At 57.1% G+C, this 20,081-nt stretch carries 19 protein-coding genes and 5 pseudogenes; 19 read left to right on the top strand and 5 right to left on the bottom strand.

All coding sequences use genetic code 11. The features are described from left to right. Position 1: 1 nt before the first annotated feature. Positions 2 to 988, bottom strand: a complete 987-nt coding sequence (locus ACZ3HH_RS00555; protein ID WP_465802140.1) for a TauD/TfdA family dioxygenase — start codon at positions 986 to 988, stop codon at positions 2 to 4. 200 nt (positions 989 to 1,188) lie between these two features. On the opposite strand from ACZ3HH_RS00555, the gene ACZ3HH_RS00550 reads away from it, so the two are divergent. Both ACZ3HH_RS00550 and ACZ3HH_RS00545 read left to right on the top strand, forming a co-directional pair. After that, positions 1,189 to 1,404, top strand: a complete 216-nt coding sequence (locus ACZ3HH_RS00550; protein WP_007895672.1) for an MbtH family protein — start codon at positions 1,189 to 1,191, stop codon at positions 1,402 to 1,404. Positions 1,405 to 1,430: 26 nt separating this feature from the next. After that, positions 1,431 to 2,831: a diaminobutyrate--2-oxoglutarate transaminase gene (locus tag ACZ3HH_RS00545; protein WP_465802139.1), complete on the top strand. Its 1,401-nt coding sequence runs from the start codon at positions 1,431 to 1,433 to the stop codon at positions 2,829 to 2,831. Positions 2,832 to 2,989: 158 nt separating this feature from the next. On the opposite strand, the gene ACZ3HH_RS00540 is transcribed toward ACZ3HH_RS00545, so the two are convergent. Next, positions 2,990 to 3,418: a hypothetical protein gene (locus tag ACZ3HH_RS00540; RefSeq protein WP_465802137.1), complete on the bottom strand. Its 429-nt coding sequence runs from the start codon at positions 3,416 to 3,418 to the stop codon at positions 2,990 to 2,992. A 52-nt stretch (positions 3,419 to 3,470) separates the two neighbouring features. Here ACZ3HH_RS00540 and ACZ3HH_RS00535 point away from each other — a divergent pair, with 52 nt between their 5' ends. The 4 genes and pseudogenes from ACZ3HH_RS00535 to ACZ3HH_RS00520 all read left to right on the top strand — a co-directional run. Next, positions 3,471 to 4,052, top strand: coding sequence for a tyrosine-type recombinase/integrase (locus ACZ3HH_RS00535; RefSeq protein ID WP_465802135.1), 582 nt, complete (start codon positions 3,471 to 3,473; stop codon positions 4,050 to 4,052). Beyond that, positions 4,019 to 4,714 carry an MFS transporter gene (locus ACZ3HH_RS00530; protein WP_465802134.1) on the top strand — a complete coding sequence of 232 codons (696 nt, stop codon included), beginning with the start codon at positions 4,019 to 4,021 and terminating at the stop codon, positions 4,712 to 4,714. The genes ACZ3HH_RS00535 and ACZ3HH_RS00530 overlap by 34 nt, the downstream gene beginning before the upstream one ends. A 4-nt stretch (positions 4,715 to 4,718) precedes the next feature. Continuing rightward, positions 4,719 to 4,985: pseudogene (locus ACZ3HH_RS00525) on the top strand (DUF2946 domain-containing protein); the annotation flags it as partial. Positions 4,986 to 5,251: 266 nt separating this feature from the next. After that, a pseudogene (locus tag ACZ3HH_RS00520) lies at positions 5,252 to 5,603 on the top strand (tyrosine-type recombinase/integrase); the annotation flags it as partial. A 13-nt stretch (positions 5,604 to 5,616) separates the two neighbouring features. On the opposite strand, the gene ACZ3HH_RS00515 reads toward ACZ3HH_RS00520, so the two are convergent. Continuing rightward, a complete protein-coding gene (locus tag ACZ3HH_RS00515; RefSeq protein ID WP_465802133.1) occupies positions 5,617 to 6,894 on the bottom strand; it encodes a sugar MFS transporter in 1,278 nt (425 codons plus the stop codon). Between the two features lie 285 nt (positions 6,895 to 7,179). Between ACZ3HH_RS00515 and ACZ3HH_RS00510 the strand changes: the two are divergent. The 4 genes and pseudogenes from ACZ3HH_RS00510 to ACZ3HH_RS00495 form a co-directional block, all read left to right on the top strand. Next, positions 7,180 to 7,386 (top strand): annotated as a pseudogene (locus tag ACZ3HH_RS00510) (transposase domain-containing protein); the annotation flags it as partial. A gap of 69 nt (positions 7,387 to 7,455) precedes the next feature. Beyond that, positions 7,456 to 7,863, top strand: coding sequence for a DUF3224 domain-containing protein (locus ACZ3HH_RS00505; RefSeq protein ID WP_465802131.1), 408 nt, complete (start codon positions 7,456 to 7,458; stop codon positions 7,861 to 7,863). Between the two features lie 294 nt (positions 7,864 to 8,157). Beyond that, positions 8,158 to 8,418 (top strand): DUF6988 family protein, encoded by a 261-nt coding sequence (locus ACZ3HH_RS00500; protein WP_465802129.1) that lies wholly within the window; start codon positions 8,158 to 8,160, stop codon positions 8,416 to 8,418. Between the two features lie 155 nt (positions 8,419 to 8,573). Continuing rightward, positions 8,574 to 9,044 (top strand): annotated as a pseudogene (locus ACZ3HH_RS00495) (transposase); the annotation flags it as partial. 2 nt (positions 9,045 to 9,046) lie between these two features. Here the strand turns inward: ACZ3HH_RS00495 and ACZ3HH_RS00490 are convergent. Next, positions 9,047 to 9,340, bottom strand: a pseudogene (locus ACZ3HH_RS00490) (MFS transporter); the annotation flags it as partial. A 175-nt stretch (positions 9,341 to 9,515) separates the two neighbouring features. On the opposite strand from ACZ3HH_RS00490, the gene ACZ3HH_RS00485 reads away from it, so the two are divergent. The 3 genes from ACZ3HH_RS00485 to ACZ3HH_RS00475 are packed head-to-tail and all read left to right on the top strand — an operon-like array spanning position 9,516 to position 12,107. Beyond that, positions 9,516 to 9,950, top strand: coding sequence for a nuclear transport factor 2 family protein (locus tag ACZ3HH_RS00485; protein ID WP_465802128.1), 435 nt, complete (start codon positions 9,516 to 9,518; stop codon positions 9,948 to 9,950). 16 nt (positions 9,951 to 9,966) lie between these two features. Continuing rightward, the gene (locus tag ACZ3HH_RS00480; protein ID WP_465802126.1) at positions 9,967 to 11,454 is read left to right on the top strand and encodes an FAD/NAD(P)-binding protein; all 1,488 of its coding nucleotides are present in this window, start codon (positions 9,967 to 9,969) and stop codon (positions 11,452 to 11,454) included. Next, complete coding sequence (locus ACZ3HH_RS00475) at positions 11,451 to 12,107, top strand: glutathione S-transferase family protein (RefSeq protein ID WP_465802125.1); 657 nt, start codon at positions 11,451 to 11,453, stop codon at positions 12,105 to 12,107. The genes ACZ3HH_RS00480 and ACZ3HH_RS00475 overlap by 4 nt, the downstream gene beginning before the upstream one ends. 16 nt (positions 12,108 to 12,123) lie before the next feature. Here the strand turns inward: ACZ3HH_RS00475 and ACZ3HH_RS00470 are convergent, their stop codons facing one another. Continuing rightward, positions 12,124 to 12,852 carry an ArsR/SmtB family transcription factor gene (locus ACZ3HH_RS00470; RefSeq protein WP_465802124.1) on the bottom strand — a complete coding sequence of 243 codons (729 nt, stop codon included), beginning with the start codon at positions 12,850 to 12,852 and terminating at the stop codon, positions 12,124 to 12,126. Between the two features lie 140 nt (positions 12,853 to 12,992). Here ACZ3HH_RS00470 and ACZ3HH_RS00465 point away from each other — a divergent pair, with 140 nt between their 5' ends. The 6 genes from ACZ3HH_RS00465 (at position 12,993) to ACZ3HH_RS00440 (ending at position 20,049) form a co-directional block, all read left to right on the top strand. Then, the gene (locus ACZ3HH_RS00465) at positions 12,993 to 14,366 is read left to right on the top strand and encodes an MFS transporter (protein WP_465802123.1); all 1,374 of its coding nucleotides are present in this window, start codon (positions 12,993 to 12,995) and stop codon (positions 14,364 to 14,366) included. Positions 14,367 to 14,464: 98 nt separating this feature from the next. Further along, a complete protein-coding gene (locus ACZ3HH_RS00460) occupies positions 14,465 to 15,805 on the top strand; it encodes a lysine N(6)-hydroxylase/L-ornithine N(5)-oxygenase family protein (protein ID WP_465802122.1) in 1,341 nt (446 codons plus the stop codon). Positions 15,806 to 15,821: 16 nt separating this feature from the next. Continuing rightward, positions 15,822 to 16,175: a cupin domain-containing protein gene (locus tag ACZ3HH_RS00455; RefSeq protein WP_460145630.1), complete on the top strand. Its 354-nt coding sequence runs from the start codon at positions 15,822 to 15,824 to the stop codon at positions 16,173 to 16,175. Between the two features lie 23 nt (positions 16,176 to 16,198). Further along, positions 16,199 to 17,299, top strand: a complete 1,101-nt coding sequence (locus ACZ3HH_RS00450; protein ID WP_465802121.1) for an NAD(P)/FAD-dependent oxidoreductase — start codon at positions 16,199 to 16,201, stop codon at positions 17,297 to 17,299. A 4-nt stretch (positions 17,300 to 17,303) separates the two neighbouring features. Continuing rightward, the gene (locus ACZ3HH_RS00445; RefSeq protein WP_465802119.1) at positions 17,304 to 18,926 is read left to right on the top strand and encodes a methionine--tRNA ligase; all 1,623 of its coding nucleotides are present in this window, start codon (positions 17,304 to 17,306) and stop codon (positions 18,924 to 18,926) included. Then, positions 18,919 to 20,049, top strand: coding sequence for an NAD(P)/FAD-dependent oxidoreductase (locus ACZ3HH_RS00440; RefSeq protein ID WP_465802117.1), 1,131 nt, complete (start codon positions 18,919 to 18,921; stop codon positions 20,047 to 20,049). The genes ACZ3HH_RS00445 and ACZ3HH_RS00440 overlap by 8 nt, the downstream gene beginning before the upstream one ends. Positions 20,050 to 20,081: the final 32 nt, after the last annotated feature.

Below are 20,081 nucleotides of genomic sequence, written 5' to 3'. Positions count from 1 at the left end.
GTCAGTTTTGCTCCTGGGCAGGTTCGGCCATGGCGACGATCACTTGTCGGGGCCCTTTGAAGCTGGCGCGCCCATGGGCGACCAGCATGTTGTCGAGCATCAGGACGTCGCCTTTTTCCCAAGGGAAACAAACGCTGTTTTCGGCCAGCACCCCACGAATTTCCTCCAGTGCACTTTCTTCCAGCTCAGTACCGTCGCCGTAATAGACATTGCGGGGCAGATCGAGCGGATCATCATCGACAACCGCCATGAGGCTTTCACGAATCGCCGGCGCAAGATTGGAGACGTGGAACAAGTGCGCCTGGTTGAACCAGACCCACGCCTGGGTTTTCGGATGACGGGCAACGGCCTGGCATATCTGGCGGGTGCGCAGTTCGCCATCGTCTTTCCATTCGAACGCAATGCGATTGGCCCGGCAGTAAGCCTCGGCCACCGCAGGGTCCTCAGTGTTGAAGGCCTGCTCCCAGGACAAATCCAGGCCGTTGCCATAATTGCGCACGTACATCAGGCGTTTATCACTGAAGCGCTGGCGCAAGGCGGGATCGAGCTGCTGGAAGATACGACGACTGTCAGCGATAGGCGTTTCGCCACCCTCGACACTGGGCTGGACGCAATGGAACCAGATCTTCAGAGGCCATTGCAGGGTGTAGGACTGCTCGTTGTGCAGGGGAATGGTTTGATGGGCGGGGTATTCGGTAGAAGTGTAGACACCTTGCTCGATCGCTTTACGGGGTGTCGAGCCGAATTCGTAATTGAGTAACTCATGGCCAAAACCGCGAACCAGGTCTTGAAAGGCATGTTCCCCGAGAACGTCGAACCCGCGCAGAAGCAGGGCGCCGGCCTCGTGCAATTGATCCTCGACCAACGCGTGAAGCTCGCTCAGGAACGGGAGCGTACGCTCGAGCGGTTCAACCAGCAGTGGCAACGTTTTGTGCTCCAGAAGTGGGCGCACGGATAACCCTGTTGCGTGCTCGACTTCCCGTCCCATGCGCTTGCTCCTTCAATTCTGTCATGTGTCAAAACGCCACTTTGTAGTGCGTTTTCTTGAGGCGAGAAATACTATCCGATACTACTGACAGTTGTTAATAATATTTATTAACATTCGCATTATTGATTTTTGGCTGCCAGAATCATCCGCTCTCGCAGTCGTCAGGCTTCATTGGATAACGCTCGTACAAGGAACTGGGAATGAGTTGGGACAACGCTGAAAGCGGTTTTATCGTGGTGGTCAATCACGAGGAGCAGTATTCGATCTGGCCGGATTACAAGGCGCTACCCGAGGGCTGGCGTGCGGCCGGCCAGCAAGGCAACAAGGCGCAATGCCTGGCCTGGATCGAGGAGCAATGGACGGACATGCGTCCGCTCAGTTTGCGTATGGCCCTGCAAGCCACCCCACAGCGCTGAACGCTCGCCTATACAAGGACATTCGTATGGAAAGTCTTCACCGCTGGACTGAGTCCGGCTCGATTTTTACCCTCGAACATTTCCGCCAGCAGCCACCGCGTGAGTTCAAGCCGGACGACCTGCTTGAACGCCAGGCCGTTCGCGAATCCAATGCCCGCTCTTATCCAAGACGTATTCCGTTGGCCCTTAAAGAAGCCCATGGACTCTATGTGCTCGACACGCGCGGTCAGGTGTTCATGGATTGTCTGGCCGGGGCCGGGACACTGGCGCTCGGTCACAACCATCCGGTGACCATCGACGCGATGCGAGCGACGCTCGATTCCGGCTTGCCCTTGCACACACTCGACCTGACCACCCCCGTCAAGGATGCGTTTGTCGAGGCCCTGTTCGCGGCATTGCCGCCGGCGTTCGCTGCGCAAGCACGCATTCAATTCTGTGGGCCGACGGGGGCTGACGGGATTGAAGCGGCCCTCAAGCTCGCGAAGATCGCGACGGGTCGCAAGGGCATTTTCTGCTTCTCCGGTGGTTATCACGGTATGACCCAAGGTGCATTGAGCCTGATGGGCAATCTGGGGCCCAAGCAATTGCCCGGCTCGCTGATGGCCGACGTGCAAGTGTTGCCCTATCCCTATGACTACCGCTGCCCATTCAATATTGGCGGCGAGGCGGGTATAGACGCAGGGCTGAGTTACATCGAGCAATTGTTGACGGACCCCGAATCCGGAGTCCTTCCACCCGCCGCGGTTGTGGTGGAGGTGGTACAAGGGGAAGGCGGCGTGATTCCAGCGCCGGCTCGCTGGCTTCAGGGGTTGCGCAAGCTGACCCAGCAGCATGGCGTCGCTTTGATCGTCGATGAAGTCCAGACCGGATTAGGCCGTACCGGACGCATGTTCGCGTTTGAACAGGCGGGGATCGAACCCGATATCCTGGTCCTCTCCAAAGCCATCGGCGGCGGTCTTCCGCTGTCGGTAATGGTCTACCGTGAAGCCTTGGACCTCTGGAAGCCGGGGGCCCACGCAGGTACTTTCCGCGGCAACCAGATGGCCATGGCCGCGGGCACGGCAACATTGCGCTATATCCAGGAGCAAGGCCTGGCGTCCCACGCCGAGGCCATGGGCGAGCGCTTGATGACTCAGCTTCGGCAGATTCAGCGTGATTACCCGTGCATCGGGCAGGTTCGCGGACGTGGCCTGATGGTGGGCGTCGAAATCGTCTCGACGGCAACTGAAGGCGCGCGCGTGGCACCGGCCGACGGCGTGATGGCAAAGGCCATTCAACAGCAATGCCTGCGAGAGGGCGTCATTATTGAATTGGGTGGGCGCCACGGGGCTGTCGTACGGTTCTTGCCGCCGTTAACAATCCAGGCTGCCGAGATTGATCTGCTGGTGCAGAAGTTTCAGTTCGCGTTGGGTAATGCGGTGGCTTGATTCGGAGCTTAGGGGGGGAGCCAGACCCATCACGGCGGATTTTCTCAGAAGGCACGCGTAAAAGGCGAGTGGCCGGTCAAGCTTCCGGACGTCTTCTCGACCAAGGACGCAATGGCTATCGGCACGGCTGTCTGTACTGGCGCTGGAACATGGCGGTCTCACCTGCCGCAGGAACCTGGAACTGAATCGCCGTCGGCGTCACATGCGCTGACGTTTCGATGGGTTGGCGCAGCTTGATTACCATTCCTCCGATTGGCTATGGGCAGACCCCAGTAGCGTGCCTTGGATAATTCCATTTTTTGTTCTTGATACCCCAAAAAACAAGTCCATTCCTGCTTCAGGAATGAAAGAAACCCCTTGGAATTCAATGGGGTCGGACACCAGATGCGAGTCTCGTTTCCCGCTCCAGATGTTGATCTACAGATGTCTACTGAGATCTGTAAGTCATTGAAAATAGAGGCTTCGGCCTCTTTTTTCGTTCCAGTGATTTCTACTGAAAACCACCCCCAGCCACGCTTTTTTTGTACATCAAAACGTACATCGAAATCCGGGCTCAGGATGTGCCAGTTTTCAGATAGATGATGCATTGCTGGAACCCGTACATCTCTCCTCAATCGATCGAGACGAGGAGATGTACATATGCCTTTGACTGATACGGCTGTTCGCCACGCAAAAAACCTCGGAAGAAATTACAGCCTCAAGGATATGGACGGCTTGCACCTATTCGTCAGTTCGACGGGTGCCAAGAGCTGGCATTTTCGTTTCACCTGGTTAGGCAAGCCGGCTCGCATCTCCTTGGGAATGTATCCGGAGTTAAGCCTTAAAGACGCTCGTTTTGCTCGCGACAATGCGCGTACCCAAGTCGCGAAGGGGATCGATCCTCGAGCCGCTCGAAGAGAGGATCGTCTCGCTGCCTTGGCTGCTGATGAGAATTCTTTTGCTGCAGTCTTTCTTGCCTGGCGAACCTTCAAGGCGGTTACATTGAAGCTCGGACGCCAAACCTCGCTTTCTCAGATTGATCGTATTTTTGCCAAAGACGTTTTGCCTTTGCTTGGGCCTCTACCTATTGCCGAGATTTCTCGTCAGCACTTGATCGAATTGCGATGGTGGCAGGAGCGGGCACCGGGCCGCTATTGGCAGGGGTCGTTGCGCAATATCTTCCGAACCCGATCCACACGGTCTTTCGAGTGGAAATCGCGATTTTGTGCGTGGCGCTCCTAGCGTTACTCAATCAAAAGAACCAGAAGCTTGGGGTCGGTACGTTTAAACCGCGCTTGCCCACCGTCGCTAAGGAAAACCTCGGCATCGTGCTATTGGGGATAGCGTTCTTCGGCCCTGGAATAACTTCGACATCGTTCATCCTGTCGCTTGGCCCCAAGCTGATAGCGACTTTTCTAGGCGTGAATAGTCCCCTTGTCACGGGTTGTATGGCCTTTTCAATGTTCCTCGTCGCCGTGGGCGTGCAGTTTGCGGCGAAGCGATACAGCAACCGTACCGTGTTTTCGCTTAGCGGAATCGGTACTGTCTTCTCAATGATTTTCGTGTGGATCGCGCTGGAAACCGGTTCCGCTCCATGGCTGATCGTTTCCGCTCTGTTGGCAGGCGCCGGTCAAGGCTTGGGCCAATTAGGTGGACTGACCCTTATTGCTGACCGCGTGCCTGCGCAGCGCAGAGCCGAAGCCAACGCAGTGTTCAACATGGGGGGGTACGTGCCCGCTGGGGCGATCCCGGTGTTAATAGGTTACTTGATCGACTTTTGGGGGCTGAGCATTGGAATAAGCTCACTTGCGCTCATTATCGCGAGTTTTGCTTCTTTGGCGCTCATGCAGCTTTGGAGGCACGTCCCCAAGCAAAGTCAAACTCGTACACACGGCGAGGCTTAACGAGCTTTGGGGGGGATTCTGCTCATGAGGCGCTTCACAAATATTGCCTCCGGGGTTCGACAAGCGGATCGACACCCTCCAGCCGACTCCGTCAAAAACGGTAATGCAACACGATGATTGCTGCTGTGGTCATGCCGGGTTGGCAGCGTTGCCATCGAACTACTACAGACATTTCCTACCGCGATACACCTGACACCTCCCTCGACTGCCAGCGCTGCATCCCAGAATCCGCTGGCCCAGCCTGAGCCCGCGCGCGTTTCCCCTTGCCTGATGACCAACACCGCCGACATCAGTACGGCGTTGTCATCACTACTTATATTTAGTGGCCCTCCCGTGGTCGCTAAACGCCCTTGAAGTTTCTTGGCTGTCAGGAAATGTGCGTTATGCCTGCTGCAATTACTTTGCCTCGTGCAAAACCTTTGTCTGTGTATCTTCCCCTCTGGCCCCTTTTGTCGATTGGTCTGTTACAGCCACCGGCACCTTTCCCATCCTGGCCACTGATGGGGAGTCCGCTGGAAGGTGTTTGAAGGCTGTGGAATGAGACGGATATTCGCAACAAAAGACCTGCCGTTAGCAGGTCGATCTTTCGAAGGTTTTCCGCTGTTGGTTGGCTCAGATGGCTGGCCTGTTGAGCCCGTGCAATCCTTCCTCAGGCATATTCTCGTGGAGTCCGGTGAGGCACGAAGCGAACTGACTTGGGAAGCCTACGGACGTCGCGACTACTTCGCCTTCTTGGAAGCCAATGGCCTGGGATGAAGAGAGCCCTGCTAACGGTCTGAGCGTCCTATCTCGTTACCGGGACTGGTCTCAAGGCGAGCTGGGGCTCGATCCTGGCACGGCCAACAAGTGGTTGAATCTGATCGTTAGCTTCTACCAATGGGCTAGCCGCGCGCCAGGGAATGCTAGTGCTTCGGAGCGCGGGCATACCAACCGTAGATTGCGATGCCGGCATAACAGGTCGCTGGCACGCTTAATGCCATCGCGAGCGTCGAGAGGTCGGCCGCATACCCTGTCAATGGCGGAATAAATGCCCCGCCAACAATGGCGCAACAGAACAGGCCCGAACCTTCCGCCGCGCGATGACCAAGCCCTGCGGTCGCAAGGGTAAAGATCGTCGGAAACATGATGGAGTTGAACAGCCCGACGGCCAGCAGCGACCATCCGGCAACAACGCCTTGTGTGGTGGCAGAGATCGTCAACAGCACAATGACTGCCGTGGCGGCAAAGGCCAGCAGTTTCCCGGGCGCGAAAGTGCGCATCAGCGCCGAGCCGATAAAGCGGCCAACCAGGGCGCCACCCCAATAGAAGGCAACATGCTTGCCTGCGGCTTCGGCGGGAAGGGCCAGGGTTGTCGGCAGCATGAGGTAGTCGGTGATGAGGCTGCCAATCGTGACTTCGGCGCCGACATAGAGAAATATGCAAACGGTGCCGAGTGCAAAGCGCGGCTGCTTTAGAAGGTCGAGCGCAGCGAGTGGATTGAGACGTTCAGGTCTTGTTGACGGTTGCAGCTCATTTCTTTTCAGCCAGACGATCAAGGCGACGATGCAGATGAAGAGCGTAATGCTTGCATAGGTGTTGCTGATCACGCTGGCTTCCTGCGACAGGAAGGACGTCAGTTCTGCTGGCGACAATGCGGAGGTATCTACCGCATTGAGGGAGCCCAGGATCAGTATGGCACCCAGGTAGGGTGCGATCGTGGTTCCCAGCGAATTGAACGCATGGCCGAGGGTGAGGCGGCTGGGGGCCATTGCGGCGGTTCCGAGTAGTGAAAGCAGCGGGTTCGCAACGACCTGAACGGTTGTCACGCCAATCGCAAGCACAAAGAGGGCGCCGAGGAAGGCTGGAAACAATGCGGACTGGGTGGCAGGAATGAAGAGCAGGCATCCACCAGCCATCAGCAGCAACCCGAGGACGGCCGCTCTCATGTAGCCGATTCGCGAAATGAGCAGGCCTGCGGGTATGGCGAAAATGAAATAGGCAAAAAAGAATGACGACTGCACAAGCATGGCCTCGGTATAGCTGAGGCTGAAGAGGTGCTTGAGTTTTGGCACCAGGACATCGTTAAGGCTGGTGATGCTGCCGAGGATGAAAAACAGCGCGAACACGTAGGTGCTCATCCGTTGGGCGTGGGGTGTTGCCAAACTGTTGGTGACAGTCGCACTAGCACTAGCATTCGTCATCACGGGCTTCCTTTCTTGTGATTGTTACTATCAAGGAAAGCTCTATCGAGCTTCGGGCACCTTGACAGTGAGACAGCGCTATCTTTGTGCGGTGAAGTACTCGCCAAAGGAGGATGCGCTGCCATCTGATTTTTTGTCTGTAGCCGCTACCGCTCACCCAAAGTCCGGGGCCAGTCGTTAGAGGGCGCTACCTTAGTGCCTGACTTTTCGTTTGGCAAGCCGCTGGATCTCTTGGGGGTTATGCCGAGATAAGGGGTAAATTCGCTCATTTGGGCTGCAGCAGGGCCGTGGGCACTTGGACGCTCGAACTGGTTGTTCGCCGGGTCGCTACGCAGCGGTAAGCGGGCAGCTGCGATCATGAGCTTGATCCAGTCAGCCCGCATGAATGGGCATGATCCTTATGCGTATCTCAAAGATGTGCTGACGCGCCTGCCGACGCAGCGAGCGAGTAAGATCGACCAACTGCTGCCACAGCATTGGGTCTCGGCCTGACGTTCTCAACGTGAGGCTGCTCTTGCATTAGAATGACCGCTCAACTCATATGGAACAGGACTGATCCGAATGGAAGCGCGAGCCACTTTTTCCTCCAAGAATTTCAAACCAACTGACCTGACTCCCACGCCCGAAATTACAACAGGCTTACCAGTGTCGATCAGCTCCATGGAAAAGTCCTATACAGGAGCTATCGATGGTATTTCTTCAACAGCCTTTACTGCGGCGTTCGACCAAGCGTCAAGAAGGGGCAGCTACATCGCGATGGAGAGCTTCAAGGGTACGGTGAATGGGGTAGAGGGTTCCTTTAACTTCATTCATTCCGCCTCCACGACCGGAATTGATCGGGCAGATGAGTTTTTCTGCATAGTTGGAGGCAGTGGTACGGATGGTTTGAAAGGGATATCAGGGTCAGGAGGGATCGCAATTGACATCGATGGAACGCACCATATTTGGTTGAATTACCACCTCGAATAATTTAACAAGCCGTAAAGGGCACCGCCCCTGACGCATCAGGGAGGTGTCTTCGCTAGGTGCTTACCGTGGCTTTGCCGGACGCTTACGCAGAAAAGTACGCGAGTGAGATTGAAATTCGTGTTTTGCGCAGAAGGTTCACGGCTCATATTTGACGTAGTCATGGGTAGCCAGGCCGGATCGACTTTTTCAACACAATCGGCCAGAAGCAGCCTGTATCGCTTCTGATTTCCTCAACACGTGCGGCTGCCTCCATTCCCCGGCACACGGCATGAGGTCGCAATGGTGGCTTGCGGCATGGCGCTGGAACACGCTCTAAGCCTGCGCCTGCTGGTAAGAACTCAATGCTACACGTCAGCTCTGGCGATGATGCGTTTGCAGTATGAAGCCCTTACAAGGGCCGTTTGGCTTCTGTATGCGGCTAAGGATCAGCAGGTCGAAACCTTCGCGGCAGCACTCACACTGGAAGCCGAACACAGCGCAAAGAAACTCCCGATGTTCTCGCAGATGCTCCATGAGATCGTCGAAAGGGCGGCGAGGGGATCAACACCGGGCTGACCTTTATCACGGCTTCCGATGAAGTGCTCACTGACCCGCTCAAGCGCAAAGCGCTTAGCGACGTATTGCAGCGCTTCGCCAAGGCATTCGAATGGGCCCGGCAGAATCCTGACAAGTACGCGCGAGTCTTCGCCAAGGTCAACGATATTCCCCTGGACGTCTCGCAGCGAAGCAACGATTTCCACTGGAATGAAGAGGCTGAGGAATACCGCTGCCCGGCCGGCAACGCATTGCGCAGCGAATGGCGAGCCTTCAAGAATGAACGCTCGCACGTCACCAAAGCCAACACCATCATCTTCCGATCCAGGCAGACCGACTGCGTAACGTGTCCGATGAAAGCCAAGTGCTGCCCGAACACTGCGATTCGCAAGATCGCCCGCAGCGTCCATGAAGCCGCTCGTGATGCGGCCCGGCGCATTGCAGCAACGCCGGCGTATCAGCGCTCTCGCCACGAACGTAAAAAGGTCGAAATGTTGTTTGCCCACCTCAAGCGCATCCTGAAATTGGATCGCTTGCGACTACGTGGCATGAGTGGCGCGACCGATGAATTCACGCTGGCCGCTGCGGTGCAGAACCTGCGACGGTTGGCCAAAATTACATCTCAAGGGCCGCCAGCTACGGGGTAGGTGCCTGCTTCAGCAGCGTCTGGCAACGTTCTTGCCAGCCATGTCCACCATCCCACGGGCGCAGCAGTCGCAACCAGTCCCCAGAAGCCCAGCAAGACAGTCGTGGTGACCGCCGAGCTACCGAATGAAACAAGCGCCAGTGCAATCACCGCCATCAAGATAGGGATGACGACGAGGGTTCGATGCAGGCTATTTTTCAAGAACGCTTCAATCAGGAAGGTTCCCGCAAGGCCCGCCAGACCCAGGACGAGCAACATCAGCGACAGCATGGAAACACTGACGTGCGTGACTGTTTCGTTAAGTCGAACTGTTGCTTTCTGAAAAGCTTCTGAATGACAAAGGCCTGTTGCATAGGGTGCAACCAGGCAGCGCCTCGGACATGACACTTCGGGCCAGGTCGAAACATATAGCACCTGGAGGCAATTATAGTCCTGCCATCTTACAGCGCTGCCCGTCATCTCAGGAGAGACCATGACCTCGTCCATCGATCCCGGATTAATCCATATCTATGAAGCGTGGCACGCAACGGTCCGAGTTCGCGACCTAACTGCGACAGCGGCCCTGTACGCTGAGGACGCGGTATTCGAAACACCGCTGGTGCTGGCGGTCTATCCCGACCATGGCAGTGGCATACTAATGGGGCGCGCCAATATACAAAGGTTCATGGAGGACAGTGTGCGTCGATTCCCCAGTGACCTCGCCGAGTGGTATCGCAGTGATAAAGCGTTCATCAACGGCAGGCAACTGACCTGGGAATACCCGCGGAAAACCCCTAAGGGTGAACAGATCGACCTCATGGAGATGATGGAAATCGATAATGGATTGATCACCTGTCACCGTGTGTACTGGGGTTGGTATGGCATACGATTGCTATTGCCGGCACTGGCCAAGGCGCAGGCGCTCTAGGGTGCAGGGGACAGCTATGCGTCAAAATCCGAGCGGCAAAAAAGTAGCCATTATTGGTGGGGCAGTGACCGGTGTAGCCGCTTTTATCAAGCTTGTACGGTCAGGCACGGTCAGCAGCATCGAGATCATCGACTCCGACGGCATCGCCAACTCGATGGCCTTCAACACGTCCCATGACCTTTTCTTGTGCAATACCTCGGTGCAGACCATGTCGGTTCTTGACGAGGATATGAATGACTTCCTGCACTATCTCCAGGAGCAGGGGATCACTGTCGACGAAGATGCTTTTGTTCCGCGCTCCTGGGTCTCGGATTACCTCAAGGAACGGTATGCCCAGTATCGCGATCTCGCCCAGGTCAGGGGCATCGAGCACAGGGTCATTTGTTCTGCGGTGCGTCGTATCAAGGTGATTGCCCAGGGTAACTATCAGTTGCAGTTGGACGAAGGAGACGCTATCGAGGCGTCGGACGTGCTGATCTGCACGGGAAATGGCACTGCCTTCGTGCCGCCCCTGGTCAGTGCGCAGGCCGGTGCACCAGGTATTTTTTCCACGCCTTATCCCGCAAAACGCTTGCTTGATTTCTTCCAGCGTCCCTCCCGGGTATTGGTCCTGGGCAGCCGGCTTTCGGCGATCGACAGCGCGTTGCTACTGTGCGGAGCCGGCCACCAGGTATTGATGGCCTCGCCATCCGGACGCTTGCCCGGGGTGCGCACGGGCACACCGCGGGTCTGCAAAGTGGCCTTGGATGAAGTGCGTTTTGCGCAGCTGAACCTTGAGAGTCCTCGGTTGTATTGGCATTTACTGCGCATTGTGGCGCGCTCTGCCAAGGCAATCAGCGGCCGCTCGCTACGCGAGCAGATTGATCGGGCCACTGACCCGACGCAACGATTGCGCGGCGAAGTGGCCTTGGCCAGCGGTGGCGCGACAGACTGGCAAAACCTTCTGGTGCATTGCATGGATCTTGCCGATATGAAGCTGCGCAATGCCCCGCCGACGGTGCGGGTTGCCGCCTTGCAAAATTGCTGGGAGGCGATTGGCCGCTATCTATTTGCCGTACCGCTGCAAACGGCAACCACTTTGCTGCGATTCATCGATGAAGGTCTCCTGCAACTTGCCTTGCAGGTGCCGCAGAAACTTGAGTGGCAGGGCAACTGGCAGGTTTACGACAGCCATGATGGTATTGAAGAGGTGGATGCCGTGGTATGCGCCACTGGTTTTCACAAACAGCACTTCCATGCCACCCACGACGGCCTTGAATTGCAGGTGGACCCGTTGATGCCGTGCACACCGCCCTATGTCTCGGTGCAGCTGCAAGTCAGCCTGCCAGGATCCAGCCGTCCGGAAAGAGTCTGGATGCTGGGTGTGGCTTCCTATCTCGCAGCACCCATGGTCAACTCGGTTTACCAATCAGTGCGCCAAGCCAGCGAGACGGCACAGATGATTAGTGACTTGCAAGACAGTACAAGGCTAATGGATCAGTGCGCAGTGGGGGCAGCAGTATGAAGATGTATGGCGACAGAGGTTCGAGCAATACCCGTCGCGTTCTGGCGACGGCCGCTTACCTGGACCTGGAAGTCGAGTTCGTCTTCCTCGATCTGTTCAGCGGACAGAACCGCACGCCGCAGTATCTGGCGCTCAATCCGAACGGCACGATCCCAACATTCGTCGACGGCGACGTGGTGTTGTTCGAGGCCTCTGCAATCATGATTTACTTGGCAGAGAAGGTGGGGGCGCCCTTATTGCCCGCGGGCAACGCGAAGTACGAAACCCTAAAGTGGATGTTCTGGGCTGCCGAGCATTTCCGCCGAGGGCCAACGGTACTGATTGAGCAACGTTTCATGGAGCGCCTCAAAGGGCATGTCGAGGATGAATCGCTGGTTGGGGAAGCATTGCGGGCAATCAATCGCTATACCTCTGTTTTGGATGAGCATCTGCGTACTCGGCAATTCGTGGTGGGCGATGCATTGACGCTGGCGGATTTCGATCTGGCCGCGCCGTTGAGCCATATCCCGCGCACCCAGGCTCCCTTTCTTGAGTATCCCCACGTTGCTGCGTGGTATGAGCGAATGAACAACATTGTGGCGTGGCAGGCGACAGGGTTGGACCAAGAGCGCCGCATCCGCGAAATAGAGAGGTTTTTTTCGCCTGCGCAGTAGTTTGCATAGCTGGTTTTCAGGAGGAAACAAGTGGGCGCGCCAGCGTTTCAAGATCATGCAAGTGTTGGACTCCTAAATGGTGCTTGAGCGCTCTCCAGCCATCACCGGTGATGGTCACGGCGCGAGTGCCTGTGGATCGGCGCATCCAGCCCAGGTTGCAGAAGGTATCCAGCAGGTGTGCACCCAGCGGTCCGGCTATGTGGTGCTGCCTTTCGGTCCAGTCCAGGCATCGGCGAGCCTGGCCATGAGCTTCGAAACACAACTCGCCGCTGTCCAGATTGAGGGATTGCATCCATTCAATGCCGCGAGGGGTAGGCGCATATTCACGCTCATTGCACTCGACGATGAACTCGCGCTCAAGCATGCCTTGAGCCACCGCGACGCCAACTTGACCGGCCAGATGATCGTAACAACAACGGGCAAAACGCAGTTCATGGGCGGCGCGATTGGGCAGGCTGCGCCAGGAACTGGTTTGTGGGGAGACGGCTGCGAGGCTTTCCAATACATGGGAAACGTCGGGGCCTGCCAATTGATAGAAACGGTTGCGCCCCTTTATCTCAACAGTCAACAGTCCGCCATCGAGCAGTTTTGCCAAGTGCGAACTGGCGGTCTGTGGTGTGACACCGGCGGCGTCCGCCAGTGCGCTGGCTGACAACGAGCCACCGTCGGACAGGGTGATCAGGATGACCGCCCGCACGGGTTCAGCGATTAAGTAGGCGATGGAAGAAATTTTAGGCTGGGTCATTCCTTTGAGCTCCATGGGTGTGTCGGATCACCTCGGCTTTCAGGATGACATGACTAGACACACTTCGACACGCTCCGAAGCATTTTTTGCAAAAAGCTGCTTATAGTCAATCCGCCGCCAGGGAAAGGAAATGCGAAGTCATGGAAATCAAGAGTAGCTACCAACGACAGGTTCTGATCGCTACAAGCCTCAGTTACGTCGTTGTCATTCTCGATACTTCAATCGTCAACGTGGCACTGGAATCCATTTCTCAGACATTTGATTCGGATATCACCGGGCTGCAGTGGGTGATCAACGCTTATACATTGACGTTCGCCAGTTTACTGCTGACGGGCGGTTTATTGGGCGACCGTTGCGGGGCAAGAAAGATCTACGGCCTTGGTCTGGTCTTGTTTGCGGTTGCTTCTGCATTATGTGGTCTGGCAACTGACCTGCTTCAACTGGTCGCTGCCCGAGTGCTGCAGGGGGTGGGTGCGTCCATGTTGGTGCCGTGCTCACTGATGCTGATCAACAATGCCTACCCGCAGACCCATCAACGGGCGAGTGCCATCGGTGTCTGGGCAGGTTGTGGTGGTATTGCCATGGCGGCCGGGCCTCTTGTTGGCGGCGTGCTGATCGAGTTGTTTGGCTGGCGCAGTATCTTTTTGATCAATGTGCCCATCGCTCTGGTCGGCGTATGGCTGACGTCGCGTATTCCTCCTTCGCCTCCATTGGCACCTAATCGCCATCTGGACTTCACCGGCCAGGTCGCCGCCATCGTCGCCCTGGCCACTTCGGTGGCGGTGCTGATCGAAGGGGCAAAGCTGGGGTGGAATTCGGAATGGGTGTATGCGGGCATAATCCTGGCCTGTGCAGCCTGGTGTGTATTCCTGGTGACCGAAAGCCGGCATAAGGATCCGATGCTGCCGTTGCACTATTTCCGCAACCCGGTGTTCACAGGTGCAACCTTTCTGTCGTTGATTTCCGCGCTGGTGTTCTACGGCCTGTTCTTTCTGTTGAGCCTGTATTTCCAGACGAATCGCGGATGGTCGCCTCTGGATACCGGATTGGCATTCCTGCCGTTGACGGCAATGGTCACTCTCGGCAGTTTCACCTGCGGCCGGTTGACCCGTGCCTATGGGCCCCGAGCTGTGCTATGCACCGGGTTCGGGTTGTACACCTTGGGATTCATCGGGCTGTTCGCCCTGGCAAGTGACGCGCTGTACTGGCGGATCGCACTGTGTTACCCGGCCGTGGGTTTTGGCGCCGGGATCATCACCCCTGCCGCCACTTCGGCACTGATGAGCGTGGTTGACCGCGCCAAGGCAGGGGTGGCGGCCGGCACGCTCAATGCCAGTCGACAGAGTGGCTCCGCGTTCGGCGTCGCGATATTCGGCGCGTTGCTGACCTCGATCCAACCGCTCAACGAGGCCATCTATATCGCAGTCAGCGTTGCGATTGGCTTGTCGTTGCTGGCCATGGCGGTGTCCGCATTGGTGCTGAAAACACCGGCGGCCCAAACCGTGGGAAGTTGATTTACCTCCACCTGTAAACAGAAGTCGCTCAGCACGCGTCTGCGAATGTCGTGAGGCGTTGCTGCACCTGAAAAACATCATCACTAGGGATAATGATCATGAGCTTGCACTCTGCGGCTGAAGTAATAGATCTGGCGGGTATCGGTATTGGGCCAGCCAATTTGAGCCTGGCTGCGCTGGTTCAACCGTATCCGAAAATAACGGCTAAGTTCTTTGAGCGCAGCAGCGAATTTCAGTGGCACTCCGGGATGATGGTGCCTGAAGCGATGTTGCAAGTTCACTACCTCAAAGACCTGGTCAGTCTTGTGGATCCGTCCAATCCATTTTCATTTCTTGCCTATCTTGCCAAGAAAAAGCAGCTGCTGAGTTTTATCAACGCCAATTTTGATCAAGTGCTCAGGCGCGAATTCAATCAGTACTACCGCTGGGCCAGCAGCCAATTGCCAAGCCTGCAATTCAATAGCGACGTGCGTTCAGTTGAATTTGAAAATGGTCTGTTTATGCTCAAGGGCGACCATTGGGTTCAGCCGGCACGCAACCTGGTGTTGGGCACCGGGCAGCAGCCGTTGGTACCGGAATGCGCGAAACCTTTTGTCGGGGACACGCTTTTTCATTCGTCGCAATATATGACCCGTAATCGCTCCCTCAAAGACAAGCGCGTGGTGATAATCGGTGGCGGCCAGACCGGGGCGGAGATCATCCAGCACCTGCTGTCCGATACCAACGCGCTGCCAGCCAGTGTGACCTGGGTGTCGCGACGCTGGAATTTTTCCCCGTTGGATGAATCGCCTTTCACCAACGAGCTGTACACCCCGCAGTACAGCGACCACTTCTTCGAGTTGCCCCAGCATGTGCGCCAGCCACTGCTGGCCGAACAGAAACTGGCCAGTGACGGCATCTCGCAATCGCTATTGCAGTCTATTTATCGGCGTATATACGAACTTCAAAACGTGTTGCAGCACCCCTGCAAGATCCGCCTATTGCCGGGCCGCGAGCTGACGGCTATTCACCAGCGCCACAATCATTGGAGCCTGGCGATGATCCATGGGCACAGTCAGGTGCGCGAAGAACTGAGCGCTGACACTGCAGTGCTGTGTACGGGCTACGCCTATCAGGTGCCTGAATGCCTGGCGGGGCTTGAGTCGCGGATTACCAGGCGTGAGGGCGAATACGTGGTCAAGGATGACTATTCCATCGCGTGGGATGGCCCCGAGGGTTCGGCCATCTATGTGCAAAACGCCGCCCGCAGTCAAAAGGGCATTGCTGACCCGAACTTGGGGTTAATCCCTTGGCGTTGCGCGAAAATCATCAACAGCATTTGCGGGCAAGCCCTGTATGACCTTGTCGAGCCTGAGGCCTTTGTTCAATGGGGAGCAAGTGAGGTCTTTGATGAGGTCACGGATGCCCGCTTTGACCGCCTGAGCGCGGTGGCCAACTAGATCCAGGAGCTTATCAATGGACCCGATAACACTAACCCCCAAGGGCAATGCCCCGGTGATTCGCGAAACCGAAGAACAGGTAACACAGCAAGGCGTACGTCTGTTCATGCACAACTACGCTGGCAAACTGGCCAACGCGCCCATGCTGTCGTCACGTTTCACCCTTGATCCTGGTTGCGGGACGGAGGAAGACAAGCACGCCGTCAGTGAGATCTGGTTCATTTCTCAAGGTGATCTGGATGTCTTCTATGACGGCATCTGGCACAGGGTGAAAAACGGCGAGAGCCTTTATTTTTCACCCTTTAAGCCGCACTTCGCACGCAATAACGGCGCGGGCCAAGTTCAGGTATTTTCAGTGTGGTGGGCATGAGCATGACGCAAGATTTCGATCTAGTGATCATCGGTGGCGGCATTATTGGTGCTTGGACCCTGCACCATGCAGTGCAGCGCTACCCCGACTGGAAAATCCTGTTGATTGACCGCTACCGGATCGGCGACGGTGCAACCTCTCACTCGGCAGGCGTGCTACTGGCGACCGGAAGATCGGAGCGCGAACGTCGGCTAGCCGGGCAGAGTGCCAGGCTTTACCGGGCGTTTCGCGACCGGTTTTCAATCCGTACCACGCAAGCGCCGGTGTTTTGGCTCGCCGATGGCGGGTTTGCGGCCGATATCCAGCGTGCGGTAGTCGATTTCGACGTCAAGTCTGCCGATGTGTCAGCGCTTGCGCTGGGCGATCGCCTGGGGTCAAGGCTCAATGTCGACGCCGCGCAAAGCCTTTTGAGTGGCGGTTCGGCCGAAAGCTACGAGCCGCCCTTGATCGCGCGGATGTTGATTAGTCACAGCCTTGCATCGGCTAATGTCAGCTGTATCGAAGGGTTGGGCGTCAGCCATATCGATAACGTCGACAGCGGGACGACGCGGCTCACCTTGTCAGACGATTCCATCATCTATGCCCAGCGAACCCTGGTGGCGATGGGCCCTTGGATCAACGAGTCCCCCTTTGGGTCGATTGCCGCCCAACACGGGCTTCGGGTCAAGAAGGTGGTGGCCCTGCATATAGACGGTGCTCCACCTCCTGATGCTGCGGCATTGTTTCTCCCACAGGCCGATGCCTACCTGATGCCGCTTGCGGCGCGTAATCAATGGTTGTTCAGCTTTCGCTGCGAAGAGTGGGATGTTGCGCCGCGCAAACATCAACTGGAGATCAACGACCACGATGTTCAGGTGGCTAAAGCCGTCCTGGCGAAGTATCTGCCCGACCTCGTTGGTCGGTGTCGGGGTGGCCGGGTGTTTTGCGACAGCTACAGCCCTGGCGGCGAATCCCTGGTGACTCTCGACTACGCGACCAATGTGGTCGTTGCCGGTGCCGGCAGCGGAGCGGGATTTCGCTTGGCCCCTGGGATTGCCAGCGAGGCCCTTGAGTTGATCGTCGCCCATCGTCCCGACCGTGTCACTGCCCATGGCCAAACACATCCGCCTGTTTTTATGGACTGAAAAGATGATGCCTATCACTGCAAAAAAATTCTTCCTGATGCCGATTCCGCCGACCCCAAATGGTCGCCTTCACTTGGGACACATTGCCGGGCCTTATCTGCGCATGGATATGCTGGGTCGCTACCTGCGGACCCAGGGCCACAGTGTCGACGTCGTATCGGCGGTCGACGGCTTCGACTCCTATGTTCTCTGGAAGGGCTTGCAAGAGCAGCGCTCGCCGGAAGAGGTTGTTCGCGACTATCACCGGCAGATTGCAAACGATCTACGGGCAATGGATGTGCAGGTCGACGACTTTCTGGATCTGGTACAAGGCCCTTATGCGCAACGTCACGCCCGCAATGCTCAGCGCACAGTGGAGCGTCTGGTGGCGTCGGGCGTCACTGAGACGGTGACTGAACGGGTACTGTATTGCCCTGAAACCAGCCGCTATTTGGCCGGCGCCTGGTTGCTGGGGCAGTGCCCATACTGCCAGGCAGGTGCCGGTGGTTACTTCTGCGAAGCCTGTGGGGCGCTGTTCCGCCCGGAAGCCATGCTCAATCCTCAGCCGCGTATGGGCGACAGCCCCCTGAAATGGGTTGAGGTAGAGAGTCTGTTTCTGAAGGTAGCGAATCCGGACAACCTGCTGCGGCGTATGCATGCATCGGGTGCGCCGCCGTCGATTATCGAGGTGATTTCACGGTTCCTGGAACGGGAAAACAATTTGATCCGCCTGACCGCACCGGGTGACTGGGGCGTCGCCTGGAGCCCGGATCGCTTTGCCAACCCTAGGGTTTTGTTTGAGTCTGGCTGGGAATATGCGTTGACCTGCGCCGATCGTTCCCAGGAGAAGGATCCTGATCACGGCCACGCTATGCTGTGCAACAGCGATGTCACGACATTGGTCAGTTTCGGTATCGACAATGCGGTGTTGTTGCTGGCCGGTAGTGTCGCAGTCATGGACGCCCTGCAGGATCACCAGTCGTTTGATTACGTTCTCACTAACTATTTCTACAAGTTGCAGGGCACTAAGTTTTCCACCAGCCGCCTGCATGTGGTCTGGGCCGCTGACATTGTGGAAAAGACCCCAGCCAGCAGTGACGGCGTGCGGTATTTCCTGTGTCGCGAAAGCCCTGAAAGTGGTGAGACTAACTTCGCTGTGGAAGAGTTTGTCGAGGTGGTCAACGTGGACTTGGCAGGGGCGCTCGACGGCCGAATCGACATGGCGTTGGCCAGCATCGGTGCCGGGCAAATGCTGACGATTCCATCGGCGTTGCGGCCGGCCCTTGAGACGGCTGTCGCCCAGTTAGATCAAGCACTCCAACTGGATGCGGTTTCGGTGCGCAATGCCTGGGAAGTGCTGCACCAGTGGATGCAGCGACCGGATCTGGATGTCATGCAGCAGGAGCAGGCCTATGCCTGGCTCAAAGGTTTGGCTTACCTGGGGGCCCCGATCATGCCGCGACTGTCCGAGTATCTGTGGCAATGTTTGGGCCATGATGGATTACCGGCCCGGCAGTCATTGTTCGCCGCATCGCAGCCTCGGGAGTCCACCCTGTCACGTAGCCGCTTCCTGCCGCTGTCCCCGGCGTTGTTGCACCCTTGCTTGCCACATAGCGTGGTCCTTGAGCGCGCGACCAACGATGCATGAATATGCCGATGTAATCGTGATAGGCGCCGGGACCACCGGCTGCAGCATTGCCTGGCATCTGGTACAGGCTGGACTTTCCGTTCGCCTTCTAGACAAAGGTGCAATTGCCTCGGGGTCTTCAGGCGCTTCGCCGGGGATCGTGCGCCAGTACTATGCCGACCCGGCACTGAGCCAGTTGGCAGCCCAAGGCGTGCGGGCTTACCGTGATTGGTCGCAACACTATCCGGGGGAGTGCGGCTATCGACCAACAGGTTTCTTGACCGCGATTTCCAGGCAAGAGCAACAGGCGACCGAGGCTAATGTTGCGTTATTGCAAGCGCATGGGGCTGCGGTGCGATGGCTATCACCGGCCGAGGCGCAAGTGCTGGTTCCTGACCTGCGGACGGATGGCTTGGTAGGAGTGGTGCATGAGCCTGATGCTGGATATTGTGACCCGATTCGGACCGCCGAAAGCTTCGCGACAGGCGCGCGCAGCCGCGGCGCGGTAATCGAAGAGGGCCGGGCAGTAAGACGGATTGTCTGCCGGGCGGGGCGAGTGGCTGGGGTGCAAACGGACAGCGGGTTTATCGCCAGCAGTTATGTTGTCAATGCCGCCGGACCTTGGGCGGCCGTGCTGGCGGCGGATTGCAGAGTGCCGCTGCCAATCAGCGCCACGCGACAATGCGTGGGCATTGTCACCGTGGCATCCCCAGATCAAGATCAGCTTATGCCGGGATACGGTGATCGCAGCGCGGGGTTTTACCTGCGCCCGGACAGTCCGGGAACCTACTTCATCGGCTCGTTGCTAGCGTCCGATAGTTATGCAATCGATCCGGACGCTTTTGATCGCAGCATGAGTGACGCCACTGTGCGTAGTTATCGAGATAGGGCAGTCAGGCGATTGGGCAGACTGGAGGGCGCGCAACCCTTGGGGCGTCGAGTGTCGTTCTTTGACAGCACACCCGATGGTAACCCGATTGTCGGTGCCGATCCGCGAATGCCTGGATTGATCGTGGCGGCCGGGCTCAGCGGGCATGGCTTCAAATTTGCCCCGCTGTTTGGGCAGGGCATTGCGCATTGGGTGATGAAAGGGCAGGTGCCCCAGTCGTTGGCGCTTTTCGCGATGGAGCGATTCCTGCGGTAGGCGCTGACTGACAGTAGAGTGGACAGCGACCT

The sequence above is a fragment of the Pseudomonas sp. PME37.24/025 genome (assembly GCF_055556615.1).
The sequence above is the reverse complement of the archived record's forward strand: the minus strand, read 5'-3'. Positions and strand labels throughout refer to the sequence as shown.